Here is a 13,289-nt window from a genome sequence, read left to right on the forward strand (position 1 = left end):
ATGGAATCAACATTTAATGCATTAGAAACAGAAAGGTCTTCTCGGACCGCAAAGAAATTGAAAGGGGCAGAAGTTATTTTGGAAATCCTAAAAGCAGAAAACGTCAATACGGTCTTCGGATATCCTGGTGGAGCTGTCATTCCAATTTATGACGCATTATATGATTACAAAGACGATTTAAAGCATATTCTCGTAAGACATGAACAGGGAGCTATTCATGCAGCACAGGGGTTTTCAAGATCTTCAGATAGTATCGGGGTTGCCATTGCAACCAGCGGTCCCGGAGCAACGAATCTCGTAACCGGTCTTGCAGATGCGATGATCGATAGCACTCCGGTTGTATGTATTACAGGACAGGTATTTGCTTCCCTTTTAGGGTCTGATGCCTTTCAGGAAGTAGATGTAATTAATGTTACTGCTCCTGTTACCAAATGGAACTGTCAGGTAACCAATGCTGAAGATATACCAACAGCGCTCGCGAAAGCATTTTATATTGCCAGATCAGGCCGTCCAGGCCCAGTATTGGTGGATATTACTAAAAATGCCCAGCTTCAGGAAATTGATTTTAAAGGATATGAAATCTGTAATTCTATCCGGTCTTATCATCCTAAACCAAGAGTTAGAAGTGAATATATAGAGCAGGCTGCTTTATTAATTAATTCGGCCAAAAGACCGTTTTTATTATTTGGACAAGGGGTTATTATCGGACAGGCAGAAGAAGAGCTTAAGGCATTGGTTGAGAAAACAGGTATTCCGGCGGCATCTACAGCCTTAGGGCTGGGAGCCCTTTCTACAGAACATCCTTTCTATGTAGGGATGTTGGGAATGCATGGCCACTATGCCCCTAATAAACTAACCAATGATTGTGATGTGTTGATTGCGGTAGGAATGCGTTTTGATGACCGTGTGACTGGGAAATTAGATCAGTATGCCAAACAGGCTAAAGTCGTTCATCTTGATATTGATCTTGCTGAAATTGATAAAAATGTAAAAGCTGATGTTCCTGTTTTAGGAAACTGTAAAGAGACACTTCCTTTGTTAACCCAGGCATTGAATGAAAATTCACATGAAGAATGGCTTAATCAGTTCAAAGAGCTTCATCATAAAGAGCATCATGAAGTAGTACAAAAAGAGCTGAATCCAACAACTGAAGAACTCACAATGGGTGAAGTTTTGAAATATCTGAATCAATTAACCCAGGGTGAATACATCATTTGTACGGATGTAGGACAACACCAGATGATCTCCTGCAGATATGCAGAGTTCAAAAAATCAAAAAGGAATGTTACTTCAGGTGGACTGGGAACGATGGGATTTGGCCTGCCCGCAGCAATAGGTGCAAAAATGGCAAATCCTCATCAGCATGTGATCTGTATCGCCGGAGATGGTGGTTTTCAGATGAACATTCAGGAGCTTGGAACGATTTCACAATTTGGAATCGGAGTGAAGATGATTATCCTTAATAACTCTTTTCTGGGCATGGTTCGTCAATGGCAGGAACTTTTCCATGATAAGCGGTATTCTTTTGTAGACATTACCAGTCCTGACTTTTCTGCGGTTGCAGAGGCTTACGGGATAAAAGGAAAACATGTAAAGGAAAGAGCATCATTAGAATCTTCATTAAAGGAAATGCTTGACACAGAGGGAGCCTATCTGTTAGAAATAAAAGTTGGAAAAGAAAACAATGTTTTCCCTATGGTTCCACAAGGATGTAGTGTAAGTGAAATCCGTTTAAAATAAAAAACAAATATGATGAATAAACAGGAATATACCCTAAGTGTTTTCACAGAAAACCAGGTAGGGCTGCTTGCGAGAATAGCAATGGTTTTTTCAAGAAGGGGAATCAATATAGAAAGTCTGAATGTTTCTCCAACAGAGATTGAGGGCATTTCGAGGTTTACCATTGTGGTACAGGCTCCACAGGAAACGGTAAGAAAAGTATCAAGACAGATTCAAAAGCTGGTTGAGGTCATTAAAGTCTATTATAATACCAATGAGGAGATCGTTTGGCAGGAACTGGCTCTTTTTAAAATAGAGACCAATATTGTTTCTGAGAAGTTTTATGTTGAAAGGATTTTAAGACAATATGGAGCTACCATTGTAAGCGTAAGAAATGATTATACGGTTTTTACTATTGTAGGACATCATGAAGAAATCGATCGTTTTCTTGAACTTCTGGAACCTCATGGTTTGATAGAATTTATAAGAAGCGGAAGAGTAGCGGTCATTAAATCCAATGAAGCCTTTCATAAAAAACTCACAGCCCTTGAAAAAATGGCTTATCAATAAAAAATAACACAAATTCAATATATAGACGATCTAAAGAAGATCAGAAAAAATAACATTTAAAAACAAAATTATGGCATTAATTAAATTTGCAGGTGTAGAAGAAAGCGTAATAACAAGAGAAGAATTTCCTGTAGAAAAAGCTCAGGAAGTTTTAAAAGATGAAACTGTAGCGGTTTTAGGATATGGAATTCAGGGGCCTGGTCAGGCGCTTAATCTTAAAGATAATGGCATCAATGTAATTGTAGGGCAGCGAAAAAATTCTAAAAGCTGGGACAAAGCAATACAGGATGGATTCGTTCCAGGAGAAACATTATTCGAACTGGAAGAAGCTGCAGACAGAGGAACAATCATTTGTTATTTGTTGAGTGATGCTGCACAGATCGAATTTTGGCCAACTCTTGAAAAATATCTTACCCCTGGAAAAACATTATATTTCTCTCATGGTTTCGGAATTACCTATAATCATCAGACCAACATTGTTCCTTCCAAAGAAGTGGATGTTGTTCTTGTAGCTCCTAAAGGTTCAGGTACATCGTTGAGACGACTTTTTGTTGAAGGCAAAGGACTGAACAGCAGTTTTGCGATCCATCAGGATGCGACAGGAAATGCAAAAGATAAAGTGGCAGCATTGGGAATTGCGGTAGGTAGCGGGTACCTGTTTGAGACCAATTTTAAAAAAGAAGTATACAGTGACTTAGTAGGAGAGAGAGGTTCTTTGATGGGGGCTATTCAAGGGCTTTTTGCGGCTCAGTTTGAAGTATTGAGGGCTCAGGGACATTCCCCGTCAGAAGCATTTAATGAGACAGTGGAGGAACTAACCCAATCGTTAATGCCTTTGGTTGCAGAAAATGGAATGGACTGGATGTATGCCAATTGCTCTACTACTGCTCAAAGAGGAGCATTAGACTGGTGGAAGAAGTTTTATGATGCTACTAAGCCTGTGTTTGAAGAATTGTATCAGAGTGTGAAAGAAGGAAATGAATCACAGAAATCAATCTCCAGCAACAGCAAAGAAAACTACAGAGAAGGTCTTAATAAAGAGCTTGAAGAATTAAGAAACAGTGAATTGTGGCAGGCTGGTAAAGTCGTAAGATCGCTTCGCCCAGACAGACAATATGAATATGAAAAATAGAACGGTTGATTTTCCTTCATTATATGGTGTAGAAGAGGCGAGAAAGACATTGGAAAATGTTATTCATACCACTCCTTTGCAGAAGAGCTTTAGACTTTCTAAACAGTCCGGAGCGGATATTTTTCTTAAAAGGGAAGATATGCAACCTGTGCGTTCTTATAAAATAAGGGGAGCTTACAATAAGATATATAACCTATATAAGGAGGATAAAACTGGGAATGGTATTGTTTGTGCCAGTGCTGGCAATCATGCGCAGGGAGTTGCCTTTGCATGCAGGAAGCTAAAGATCAACGGGACGATCTTTATGCCTGTAACCACTCCTAAACAAAAGCTGGAGCAGGTTGCCATGTTTGGTGAAAAGTATGTAGAGATCAAGTTGATCGGTGATACTTTTGATGATTCAAAAAATGCGGCGATACAGTATAGCAAAAGTTACGGAGCTGAATTTATTCATCCTTTTGATGATGTAGAAATTATTGAAGGACAGGCCACCTTAGCCATGGAAATCCTGGAGCAGACAGAAGATCCCATAGATTTTGTATTCGTACCCCTTGGCGGTGGAGGATTAGCAGCAGGTATCATTACTGTATTTTCGGTTTTATCCCCAAAGACGAAGATTATTGTCGTAGAACCTAAAGGTGCGGCTTCAATGAAAGCTTCGCTGGAGGCAGGGGTCAACACTGAACTTTTGCATATTGATAAATTTGTGGATGGAGCTGCCGTTCAAAAGGTAGGTGATCTTACTTTTGAGATCTGTAAAGATCATATCCATGAATGCCTGGCCGTTGATGAAGGAAAAGTTTGTGAAACTTTATTAGAGGTATACAATAAAGATGCAATGGTTCTGGAACCGGCGGGTGCCCTGACAATAGCAGCTTTGGATCTGTATAAGCAACAGATTGCAGGCAAAAATATTGTCTGTATTGTAAGTGGTAGTAATAATGATATTACCAGAACAGAAGAGATCAAAGAACGAGCAATGCTTTATAAAGGACTGAAACATTACTTTATTGTTAAGTTTCCACAACGTCCCGGTGCTTTGAAAGAGTTTGTTCTGCATGTTTTGGGTACATCTGATGATATTACATTCTTTGAATACACCAAGAGAAATTCCAGGGAAACCGCTTCTGCTATCGTTGGCATTGAGGTGCCGTCATTTTCTGATTTTGAAGGATTACTTCGGAGAATGAAAGAGGCAGGGTATTACGAATCCTATCTCAATGATTCACCCAATATGATGAACATTTTAATCTAAATAATCAATTAAGCCATTTATTTATAAGTGGCTTAATTATTTTTAATATTTTATCGTGTTGATTTATAGATAAATATGGTATTTTAATTGATCGCAGATCATAAAATAGTGATAAACTGATAAATGTCATTGCTTTGTTATTTTTATTAAGTCTAAATAAATATAAATTTGTCTCAATAAAATTAACAAATAAATGAAGAAGATATCTATCCTTTTAAGTATTTCAGTTTGTTCTTTAATGAGCGCACAGTACTGCTTACCTACATTTGAATACAGTGGTAATTTGGCCATAGGTGAGGCAATTATGAATGTCACATTTGGAAATATCAATAATACTTCGCCTTCTGTTACAAATGGAACTGCTCCTCCTAACTACGAAGATTTTACATCAATATCTACAGATATTCAGGTCGGAAATGCATATCCGATTTCTGTAAAAGGTCCTTCAGGGACATTTCCTAGCGATGTTGTTGTATTTATTGATTTTAATAAAAATGGAAACTTTGATGATGCCGGAGAACGTTTTTTTATTGGACGTTTAGAATCAGCCAATCCATTCAATGCAAAGACGGTTACGGGCAGTATCAGTATTCCAGGAACTGCTTTAATAGGAGCAACCAAAATGAGGGTTTTAAAAAATACCAATATAGCGGCCTATTCCGATCCGAATGCATCTACTTCAATTAATTCGGCTTGCGCCAGCTTAAGATCAGGACAGGCGGAGGATTATTCTGTAAATATAGTAGCAGCAAACCTTTCAACCAAGGATCAGGATATTCATAAGGAAGCCCTTGCATTATATCCTAATCCAAGTACCGGAATGGTACATATAAAGGCAACCGAGCCCATTGAAAAATACGAGATGTTCAGTAGTACCGGTCAGAAAGTAATGGAAGGGAAATCTGCTTCATTGAATATGGGTCCACTGGTTCCCGGAACTTATTTAATTAAAATTCAATTAAAGAATAATAAAGTGATTACCGAAAAGATCATTAAGAAATAAACACAACTAATCATATCCATATCAATTTTTGTTTTTTAACCGGTGAGGCCATATCTCACCGGTTTTCTTTTTGATAAGTGTTCATGTCCAGCAGTTAAAAGCAAAGTTCTCACAAGGAGAACTCTGCGGTGTTAAATAAAAAGTAAATAACCTTTATCAGGCTATCTGATGAGTGTACAAAAATACCGGAAGGTGAGTGCCATTTAATGCCCCAGGTACAATAAATGATGTAGTCCAGATCAATATTTTTATTGCTCGAATCTTGGGCTATACTGAATTTTAAAAGTGGAATAGAATGTTCTCGATGGTCCTTTTTAATTTTGTATCAAATAAATAGAATATGAAGATTGAATATACGATTTCAAATATAACAACAGATTCAGAGATTCAGCAATGCTGGGAAGTGATTTCCCTGCTTCGACCTCATCTCAACAAAAACAATTGGAAAGATATCATTGGTGAAATGATGGCAAATGAAAAATATTATATTGCCGGAATTATTGAGAATACCCAGTGTGTTGCATTTGCGGGATACCGTATTATGAATTCTTTACACAGTGGGCATATTATTTACATCGATGATCTTTGTACATTGGAATCTCACAGAGGAAAAGGTTTGGGCTCCCAATTACTGAAATATGTAGAACGTATAGCCAGATCCGGTGACATGGATGCCGTAATTCTCGACACTGATTTTACAAATAATACCGCACAGAAGGTATATTTAAAATCGGGTTTTCAGCTTGCTGCACTTCATCTTGCTCATATTTTGAAATAACAAGATGTTTTTTTCAAATAAAAAAGGTAACCGAGATGTAGGTTACCTTTTTTGTATTAATTGGATTCGGTGATTAGAGTTTCTTTTGCTGTTTTAATATCGGCAAATAAAACTTTGACCTCGTCCCAGCTGTGTACCCTCTGATGATGGTCTATCTTCGAATTGTGCCCGGCATTAAACATGATGGGTCTTCCCTTACAAAAATCAAGGTTTTTGATGTGGTCATCAATAAGATAATCGGTATCTATGATACTTTTATCACCACACATGATGATATTTTTCCAGGAAATAAAAGGGAAATGTTCCTGAAGCCATTCATATTTTTCATACAATGAAAGTGGGAATTCCATAGCGGCTGTCACTATATAGATATCATAATCATTCATTAATTCTTTTACGACTTCTATTGCGTTGGGCATGACAGGCAGGGTACGGAAAAATCCGGGAGTCTGTAAAAATTCCAATACAGCCTCTCTATTTGGGAAAGCTTCCGGTTCCGGTTTACCAAGCATATCCTCTCGGGTAATCAAAACACCATAATCCCTGTGGTACCAATCGATCAGTTGTGCCTCTACATCAGCTATTACACCATCCATATCTATCGCAATCGTTTCTCTTTTATTTCTCATTTTGCAATTATTTGCAACAAAGATATATAATATTGCATAAAGTTGCATATTTTTTGCAATAAATATTTTCTATATTTGTTTTATGATTAAAGCCGAAAGACAGAATCTCATATTGGAATACCTTGCCAAGGATAAGAAAGTACTGCTGGACCAGTTAAGTAAGATCCTTAAAGTATCGGAAGATACTGTACGCAGAGATATTAAGGAATTATCAGATAAAGGATTGCTTAAAGCAGTTCGTGGCGGTGCACTTCAGCGGTCCTCGATGCCTTTACACTTTAAAGACCGGCAGAATATTGATGTTCCCTATAAAAAAATCATTGCTGAAAAAGTATTGGAATATATCAAACCGGGAATGGTATTGCTGGTAGATTCGGGAACCTCAGCATTGGCTGTAGTAGCCAATTTACCGAAGGATATCGCTTTAACAGTAGTCACAAACAGTTTTCCGGTAGCTTCCCTTTTAGAGGATCATACTGAAATTGAAGTTTTATTTATGGGCGGGATGCTTAACAAAATTTCTTTTTCAACCACTGGCTATGAGACGATTCAGAGCATAAGAAACATCAGGGCAGATATCTGTTTACTGGGTGTTTGTAGTATTGATCTGGAAGTAGGAGTCACAGGGGATGATTATGAAGACAGCCTTGTCAAAAGAGTGATGATAGAAACTTCAAAAAGCACGATTGCATTGTCTACTACTGATAAACTGGGGACATCTGAATCTTTTTATATCTGTGCAGCAAATTCACTTACTACAATTATCACAGAGGCTGATCCTACCTCTGATTATTTAAAACCCTATATCGATGCAGGGATCGAAATCAGATAATTGGAGATATAAAAAATCAGGCAAAGAGTTTATGATCTTTGCCTGATTTGAAATTTTACTCGATAGGTGGTGCCATACATAATCCATTTGGACCTGCCTGAGATCTTGGACGGCAAGCTCCATTGATGCAGCACCAGTCGTTACCACATTCCAGATTTTCAGGACATGCAGGATATCCGCCATTAATTACTTTTAACTGATTTCTTTCTAATGATTTCAAATTGTTTTTCATAGTACATTATTTAGTTGTAAAACAAATGTAATGAATTAACTTTATAGGAAATTAAGTGTTATTTTAAATTGATCATTTTATGTCCTTATAAAGTGATTTTTTCTCCTTGTACAGGGAAAATATATTTCATTTTTAAAGTATTTTTTTCTTTAAGCTGGGTTTTGATTTTTTCAATGTTATGATCCACCAGTTTTAAATGGGTAATGATTACAGGGACCTGGGCCAGTTTTCCAGGTTGACAGAAGCTATTCAGAACATTCAGCTCCTGTTCCAATAAATTCGGGGTAAGGTGGCCAAACAATGATTTATCCGGCTGTTCATTGGGAAAAGAAACTTCGATTAATATTCCTTTTAATTTTTGCTGATCTACATAAGGGGAAATCTGCTTCCACAGATTCTCCAGCTTATTGCTTTTTTCAATGCGGTCACTTCCGGTATCACCCAGATATAAGAGATAATCACCATCGTGTCTTACAAGAAATGCGGTACTCTCATAGGGATTAACATGGCTGAGCGGAAAAGCAGTCACATTCATTTCGGTATCTGAAATAGGAATTTCTTTGCCTTCATCCAGACTGATCATCTTGTATTTGTTTAAACGGGGAGCTTCACCTGAATCTGTAAAATTGGCCCAGCTTTCCCATGAGAAATATTTATCAGTAATGATCTTTCCTACAGTGGGGAGCGTGTAAACAGATTTTTTGGAATCATCCGGGCTGTTCAGGATCATTCCACTTACGTGATCCAGATGGGCATGGGAGATGAGGTAACCTTTGATATTCTGTTGTATCACCTGTAAAGGAGGACTTTGCTTGAAATTTCCTTTCTCAATGGCTTTTTCAACTCCTGAACGGATGGTTCCCGCATCCAGAGCGATATAATTTTCAGAATTGACAGGAGCAGCCATATAACTGGATAAATTACTCTCCTCTCCACCACCATAAATTCCTAAAGGAATCACCTTAAAACTATTTTGTGCTGAACAAATTGTCGCTGACAATATGATCGTCAGATTAAAAAAACGTTTTGTCATATCAAGTTAATGCTATTATATAAAAGAATTAATGAGGATACAAATTTAATTAAAAAGATCATCCGATTTTCCAACCATTAATAGTTATCCGCTGTTCGGACTTTGTAATATCAGATTGTCAGATCTTAAAAATTACTATATCAAAGGAATTGCTGTAAAAGAGATCTGATAGATGAGAAAATACTGATCCTTATCCTCATTTTTATAAAATTATTTACAGTCAGCTACTGCCAATGAATAAATGTATATTTGTTTTATTTTTTTGTTATGAAAACATATTTATTAGCATTACTGATTGGTACGGGTTCATGGGTCTCTGCTCAGGATAATTTAATACCTTATAATAAAAACGGAGTGTTTGGATTATGTGATATTAAAGGGGATATTAAAGTAAAACCTCAATATTCTAACATTTCATTTTTTAATGAACGAACTGGAGGTTACATAATACGGAATTATGAGAAATATGGACTTATTAACAAACAATTAAAAGAGGTAATTCCCCCAAATTCTAGTGAACCTATTTTTTCTGCGGGAGAAAATCGTGTGGGTGCTGTAATAGGGAACGAAATTATTTTTTACGATAAAAATAGCTTTCAAGAAGTAAAAAGACAGAAAATAGAACCGTCCAATCAGGAGCCTGGAATGCCTATTACAGCTCAGTATCCAGATAGGACAGGGCCTTCCCGAGAAGAAGTTATAGCTCTTTTCAAGAAGAAATACGGAAATAAATATAAAGCAGAACGCTTCAATGCTGTTTCAGCAAACGAAACCTATTTTGATTTAGAAGTTTTTGCAGAAGGTAAATCAAAATCGATTGGTTTGTTTTTGCCCAAGACAAATACCTTTTTATTGGATGAAGGAGATAATACCTACAGCTCAGCTGTCTGGATACCTTCAAAGAACTCTTACTATATTACTGTTATAGACACCACTAAGAGAAAATCTGTTATTACAGAAGATAAAAAAGTGATTTTCGAGCCAAAAGAATATAAGCGTCTTTACGTAATGCCTACTTATATCGGGTACAGTGAACCCAATGAATCCAGTGATAAAGCTGCAAATTACTATATTATTAATTCTGGAAAAGCAATTAAAAATCAATTTAGTGATTTCAGGTCTTCAGGTTTACTTACTGTCGATGGTAAGGGTTTTCAAGTGTTTTCTGCAGACATAGAGAATCCGGACCTTCATAAAAGTCAAAAAATATATATTGGTGAAAATGGAGAACAGTACTTTGAAGTAGATTTCAAATATGGCAATTAACCCTTTTATACAGAAAGTCTATTCCTTGTAGGCTAAGGTATATGGTTTGCGTATTATTTTGCTATGAAAATTTATAGTTCAAGATATAATCCCTCAGGTTGAGGGATTTTTTTTGCTTTGAATAGTACAGTTTTCTTTTCAGCTTTTTACAATCCTTTCAATTATACTTTTATCTATTTTCTGGATTTTGTTAATTAAAAAAACAGTAAGAAATCCCACTTGCAGTATAGTGTCTTCTTTTTATTTACCTATTGATAATCAGTATTGTAATAACTTAATAAATATTTTTTTCGGTTTTGATTTTTTGTATTAATATAATTTGTATTATTGTTTAATTATAATTCACCTACAGATGAATTATAATTTTAACTATTTAAAAACTAAAAATCATCTCATATTAATCAAAAAAACTTCAATTATGAAAAAAATCGCCATCACAGGTGGTAGTGGATTTGTTGGTTCTGCTATTTACAGAGAATGCCTTAAAAGGAATGATTCCCAAATCTTTTTATTTGACAAGACAAAGCCGGATTATATCCTTCCCAACAATGTTTCCTGGGTTGAATGTGATACGACAGATTTTAATCTGGTAAAAAAATGTTTAACCGAAATTAACCCTGATCATATTTATCTTATCGCTGGTGTTCTCGGAACAACTGAACTTAATTTTCACCCATTAAAAGCTGTACAAAATAACAGTGTTGGCATTTCCACATTTATTGAGGTTTTGCTTACCATGGAAAAGAAACCCAGATTATTCTATGTGACCAAGCCAAATGTTTGGGAGAATATGTATACCATTACAAAAGAAAACGCAGAGCGCATCATTAAACTATATATGAAAGAGTATGCGATTGAAGGATGTATTCATAAATGGTTCAATGCGTATGGACCTGGGCAGCATACACATCCTATCAGAAAGGCGGTCCCTTATTTTATTTTAAATGCCCTGCACGGTAAGCCTCTTGAAATATGGGGAAATGGAAAGCAAACCGTTGATCTTATCCATATTGAAGATATCGCATATCTTGCTGTTGAGGCCATGAATAAAGAAGTATGTACTAATGAGAATGTGGTTGACATAGGAACCGGAGTATCGGTGACCGTAGAAGATCTGGCAAAGCTGATTATTAAATTAACAGGTTCTTCTTCTGATATTGTGTATAAGAACATGAGAGCCGGTGAGGTGGAAGAAACTATTTTGGTTGCCAATACAACAGGAATTGATAATCACATTGTATCCAATTACAAGTTTAAGGATCTGGAAAAAGGAATGAAAGATACCATTGAATATTATCGAAATGTATCTGATGAACACAAAGAATCCTTCTTTACTTACTATAACAGTAATCAACATGAAAAGTATTATTCTCATTCTGGGAGCGCCCAATGATGCAAACGGAAATCTAAGCACAACAGCAATTGACCGATTGAATGCTGCTTATGAACTTTATCAAAAAGATAAAAAATTAAGTTTTTTATGCTCCGGTGGGTTTGGTGAACACTTTAATACATCACATTTGCCTCATGCCCACTATGCAAAGGAGTATCTTATTAAAAAAGGAGCCTGCGGAAATGATTTTTTGCCCCATTTGATCACTTCAAATACAGTTGATGATTTCAGAAAGGCAATTCCAATACTCACAGAAATAGATCCGGAAGTCATTTATGTGGTTACCTCTGATTTTCATGTGGCAAGGGCAAAGATGATCTTTAATATCGTGACCCAGAACAAGGAGATCAATAAAAAAACAGTCTTTATTTATGCTCAGTCATCGCATGCTTCCGGTGAACTTAAAAGGTTGGAAGAGCATGAAAATAAAGCGATTAAAGTTCTAATCAACAACAATTTTACTTTGTATTAAAATAAACGTTTTTGCTTTTTTATGATAGTTATTAGGCCTCTTGTTTGTATGAGAGGCTTTTATATAATGATATTTAGAGGATATGTATGAAAAGTATTTTATCATTAATTATAATCACTAATAAGAGATATATTTTTATATTTGCTAATTATATAAATAAATTATTTTATGAAAACAAACCTTTTATTAATTGGTGCTTTAATCGCTATCCTATTTTCTACTAGTTGTTCTAACGATTCAATAAGTACCGACGATGTTGTTGGAAAAGAAGCTAACAAATCAAAACTTATTCATGGTCAGGCAAAATTTGATTTTGAAGGAAAATTTCTGAAAGTTACACAAAATGGGACTGTGTTCTATATGTGGGGCTATAGAGGAAAGTTAAGACATATTGATTCACAAGCCACTTGGGATGGTCTATTCTCATCAAAACCATTTACATTTGAGGTTAATAGTTTTGCTGAAGCTACTGAAAGAACTGGTTATTCAATTGGCAATCCATTATTTATTGATAATGGTCTGGTTCGTTATGTACCAACAGGGAGAGTTTATTTTAGAGAAGGAAATAAACTAGTTTATATTACTAGTGAAGCTGCATTTAACAGATATCATTTTAGTTGGGATGCTGTACAAAATATCAATTCTTTTGATGGCTTAGAATATACACCTTTTGATGACTTAAGTTGGAATTAAACTTTAGTGTATTTTAACTATTTATAGCCTGTCTTCGGATAGGCTTTTTTAATTAGCAACTACCAATTGTAGCCCCACCAGGGATCGAACCTGGATCTAAAGTTTAGGAAACTTTTATTCTATCCATTGAACTATGAGGCCTCTTTCATTCAAATATATTAATATCATTTAAAAAACAGACTATATAAGGTACATTTTCTGGTTGTAAAATAACAATTCCATTTTGGCTACATCAATACCCATTTTGGCAACTCTAAGCTTTTTGGAACGACGGACATTTGT

At 35.9% G+C, this 13,289-nt stretch carries 14 protein-coding genes and 1 tRNA gene; 11 read left to right on the forward strand and 4 right to left on the reverse strand.

Annotated elements, in window-relative coordinates:
• From ilvB to CEY12_RS02500, 6 genes are all read left to right on the forward strand, one after another.
• Positions 1 to 1,740, forward strand: coding sequence for a biosynthetic-type acetolactate synthase large subunit (gene ilvB / locus CEY12_RS02475; protein ID WP_089026185.1), 1,740 nt, complete (start codon positions 1 to 3; stop codon positions 1,738 to 1,740).
• 9 nt (positions 1,741 to 1,749) lie between these two features.
• Positions 1,750 to 2,289: an acetolactate synthase small subunit gene (ilvN, locus tag CEY12_RS02480; RefSeq protein WP_228409775.1), complete on the forward strand. Its 540-nt coding sequence runs from the start codon at positions 1,750 to 1,752 to the stop codon at positions 2,287 to 2,289.
• Positions 2,290 to 2,359: 70 nt separating this feature from the next.
• Complete coding sequence (gene ilvC / locus CEY12_RS02485) at positions 2,360 to 3,421, forward strand: ketol-acid reductoisomerase (protein ID WP_089026187.1); 1,062 nt, start codon at positions 2,360 to 2,362, stop codon at positions 3,419 to 3,421.
• On the forward strand, positions 3,405 to 4,676 hold the full coding sequence (ilvA, locus tag CEY12_RS02490; RefSeq protein WP_089026188.1) for a threonine ammonia-lyase IlvA: 1,272 nt from the start codon (positions 3,405 to 3,407) through the stop codon (positions 4,674 to 4,676). Before ilvC ends, ilvA begins: the two co-directional genes overlap by 17 nt.
• A 193-nt stretch (positions 4,677 to 4,869) precedes the next feature.
• Positions 4,870 to 5,679 carry a T9SS type A sorting domain-containing protein gene (locus CEY12_RS02495; protein ID WP_089026189.1) on the forward strand — a complete coding sequence of 270 codons (810 nt, stop codon included), beginning with the start codon at positions 4,870 to 4,872 and terminating at the stop codon, positions 5,677 to 5,679.
• A gap of 340 nt (positions 5,680 to 6,019) precedes the next feature.
• Positions 6,020 to 6,457: a GNAT family N-acetyltransferase gene (locus CEY12_RS02500; RefSeq protein ID WP_089026190.1), complete on the forward strand. Its 438-nt coding sequence runs from the start codon at positions 6,020 to 6,022 to the stop codon at positions 6,455 to 6,457.
• Between the two features lie 56 nt (positions 6,458 to 6,513).
• Here CEY12_RS02500 and CEY12_RS02505 read toward each other — a convergent pair whose 3' ends face one another.
• Positions 6,514 to 7,086 (reverse strand): 5' nucleotidase, NT5C type, encoded by a 573-nt coding sequence (locus tag CEY12_RS02505; RefSeq protein WP_089026191.1) that lies wholly within the window; start codon positions 7,084 to 7,086, stop codon positions 6,514 to 6,516.
• An 82-nt stretch (positions 7,087 to 7,168) separates the two neighbouring features.
• On the opposite strand from CEY12_RS02505, the gene CEY12_RS02510 reads away from it, so the two are divergent.
• On the forward strand, positions 7,169 to 7,918 hold the full coding sequence (locus CEY12_RS02510; RefSeq protein ID WP_089026192.1) for a DeoR/GlpR family DNA-binding transcription regulator: 750 nt from the start codon (positions 7,169 to 7,171) through the stop codon (positions 7,916 to 7,918).
• Between the two features lie 55 nt (positions 7,919 to 7,973).
• On the opposite strand, the gene CEY12_RS22190 is transcribed toward CEY12_RS02510, so the two are convergent.
• Both CEY12_RS22190 and CEY12_RS02515 read right to left on the reverse strand, forming a co-directional pair.
• Entirely contained in the window at positions 7,974 to 8,150 is a 177-nt protein-coding gene (locus tag CEY12_RS22190; RefSeq protein ID WP_157676742.1) for a hypothetical protein, read from the reverse strand.
• An 85-nt stretch (positions 8,151 to 8,235) separates the two neighbouring features.
• A complete protein-coding gene (locus CEY12_RS02515) occupies positions 8,236 to 9,183 on the reverse strand; it encodes an MBL fold metallo-hydrolase (RefSeq protein ID WP_089026193.1) in 948 nt (315 codons plus the stop codon).
• Between the two features lie 267 nt (positions 9,184 to 9,450).
• On the opposite strand from CEY12_RS02515, the gene CEY12_RS02520 reads away from it, so the two are divergent.
• The 4 genes from CEY12_RS02520 (at position 9,451) to CEY12_RS02535 (ending at position 13,007) form a co-directional block, all read left to right on the forward strand.
• Complete coding sequence (locus CEY12_RS02520; protein WP_089026194.1) at positions 9,451 to 10,449, forward strand: WG repeat-containing protein; 999 nt, start codon at positions 9,451 to 9,453, stop codon at positions 10,447 to 10,449.
• Between the two features lie 418 nt (positions 10,450 to 10,867).
• On the forward strand, positions 10,868 to 11,842 hold the full coding sequence (locus tag CEY12_RS02525; protein ID WP_157676743.1) for an NAD-dependent epimerase/dehydratase family protein: 975 nt from the start codon (positions 10,868 to 10,870) through the stop codon (positions 11,840 to 11,842).
• Positions 11,805 to 12,314, forward strand: coding sequence for a YdcF family protein (locus CEY12_RS02530; protein WP_157676744.1), 510 nt, complete (start codon positions 11,805 to 11,807; stop codon positions 12,312 to 12,314). The genes CEY12_RS02525 and CEY12_RS02530 overlap by 38 nt, the downstream gene beginning before the upstream one ends.
• Positions 12,315 to 12,482: 168 nt before the next feature.
• Positions 12,483 to 13,007, forward strand: a complete 525-nt coding sequence (locus CEY12_RS02535; RefSeq protein ID WP_089026197.1) for a hypothetical protein — start codon at positions 12,483 to 12,485, stop codon at positions 13,005 to 13,007.
• A 69-nt stretch (positions 13,008 to 13,076) separates the two neighbouring features.
• On the opposite strand, the gene CEY12_RS02540 is transcribed toward CEY12_RS02535, so the two are convergent.
• A tRNA-Arg gene (locus tag CEY12_RS02540) sits at positions 13,077 to 13,148 on the reverse strand.
• Positions 13,149 to 13,289: the final 141 nt, after the last annotated feature.

It is taken from the genome of Chryseobacterium sp. T16E-39 (genome assembly GCF_002216065.1).
Classification (GTDB): domain Bacteria; phylum Bacteroidota; class Bacteroidia; order Flavobacteriales; family Weeksellaceae; genus Chryseobacterium.

What these genes read in the sequence shown, in the direction of transcription:
- CEY12_RS02535 (WP_089026197.1), top strand. Translation starts at nt 12,483, where the DNA reads ATGAAAACAAACCTTTTATTAATTGGTGCTTTAATCGCTATCCTATTT.
- CEY12_RS02510 (WP_089026192.1), top strand. Translation starts at nt 7,169, where the DNA reads ATGATTAAAGCCGAAAGACAGAATCTCATATTGGAATACCTTGCCAAG.
- ilvA (WP_089026188.1), top strand. Translation starts at nt 3,405, where the DNA reads ATGAATATGAAAAATAGAACGGTTGATTTTCCTTCATTATATGGTGTA.
- CEY12_RS22190 (WP_157676742.1), bottom strand. Translation starts at nt 8,150, where the DNA reads ATGAAAAACAATTTGAAATCATTAGAAAGAAATCAGTTAAAAGTAATT.
- CEY12_RS02520 (WP_089026194.1), top strand. Translation starts at nt 9,451, where the DNA reads ATGAAAACATATTTATTAGCATTACTGATTGGTACGGGTTCATGGGTC.
- ilvC (WP_089026187.1), top strand. Translation starts at nt 2,360, where the DNA reads ATGGCATTAATTAAATTTGCAGGTGTAGAAGAAAGCGTAATAACAAGA.
- CEY12_RS02495 (WP_089026189.1), top strand. Translation starts at nt 4,870, where the DNA reads ATGAAGAAGATATCTATCCTTTTAAGTATTTCAGTTTGTTCTTTAATG.
- CEY12_RS02525 (WP_157676743.1), top strand. Translation starts at nt 10,868, where the DNA reads ATGAAAAAAATCGCCATCACAGGTGGTAGTGGATTTGTTGGTTCTGCT.
- CEY12_RS02515 (WP_089026193.1), bottom strand. Translation starts at nt 9,183, where the DNA reads ATGACAAAACGTTTTTTTAATCTGACGATCATATTGTCAGCGACAATT.
- ilvB (WP_089026185.1), top strand. Translation starts at nt 1, where the DNA reads ATGGAATCAACATTTAATGCATTAGAAACAGAAAGGTCTTCTCGGACC.
- CEY12_RS02530 (WP_157676744.1), top strand. Translation starts at nt 11,805, where the DNA reads ATGAAAAGTATTATTCTCATTCTGGGAGCGCCCAATGATGCAAACGGA.
- CEY12_RS02500 (WP_089026190.1), top strand. Translation starts at nt 6,020, where the DNA reads ATGAAGATTGAATATACGATTTCAAATATAACAACAGATTCAGAGATT.
- CEY12_RS02505 (WP_089026191.1), bottom strand. Translation starts at nt 7,086, where the DNA reads ATGAGAAATAAAAGAGAAACGATTGCGATAGATATGGATGGTGTAATA.
- ilvN (WP_228409775.1), top strand. Translation starts at nt 1,750, where the DNA reads ATGATGAATAAACAGGAATATACCCTAAGTGTTTTCACAGAAAACCAG.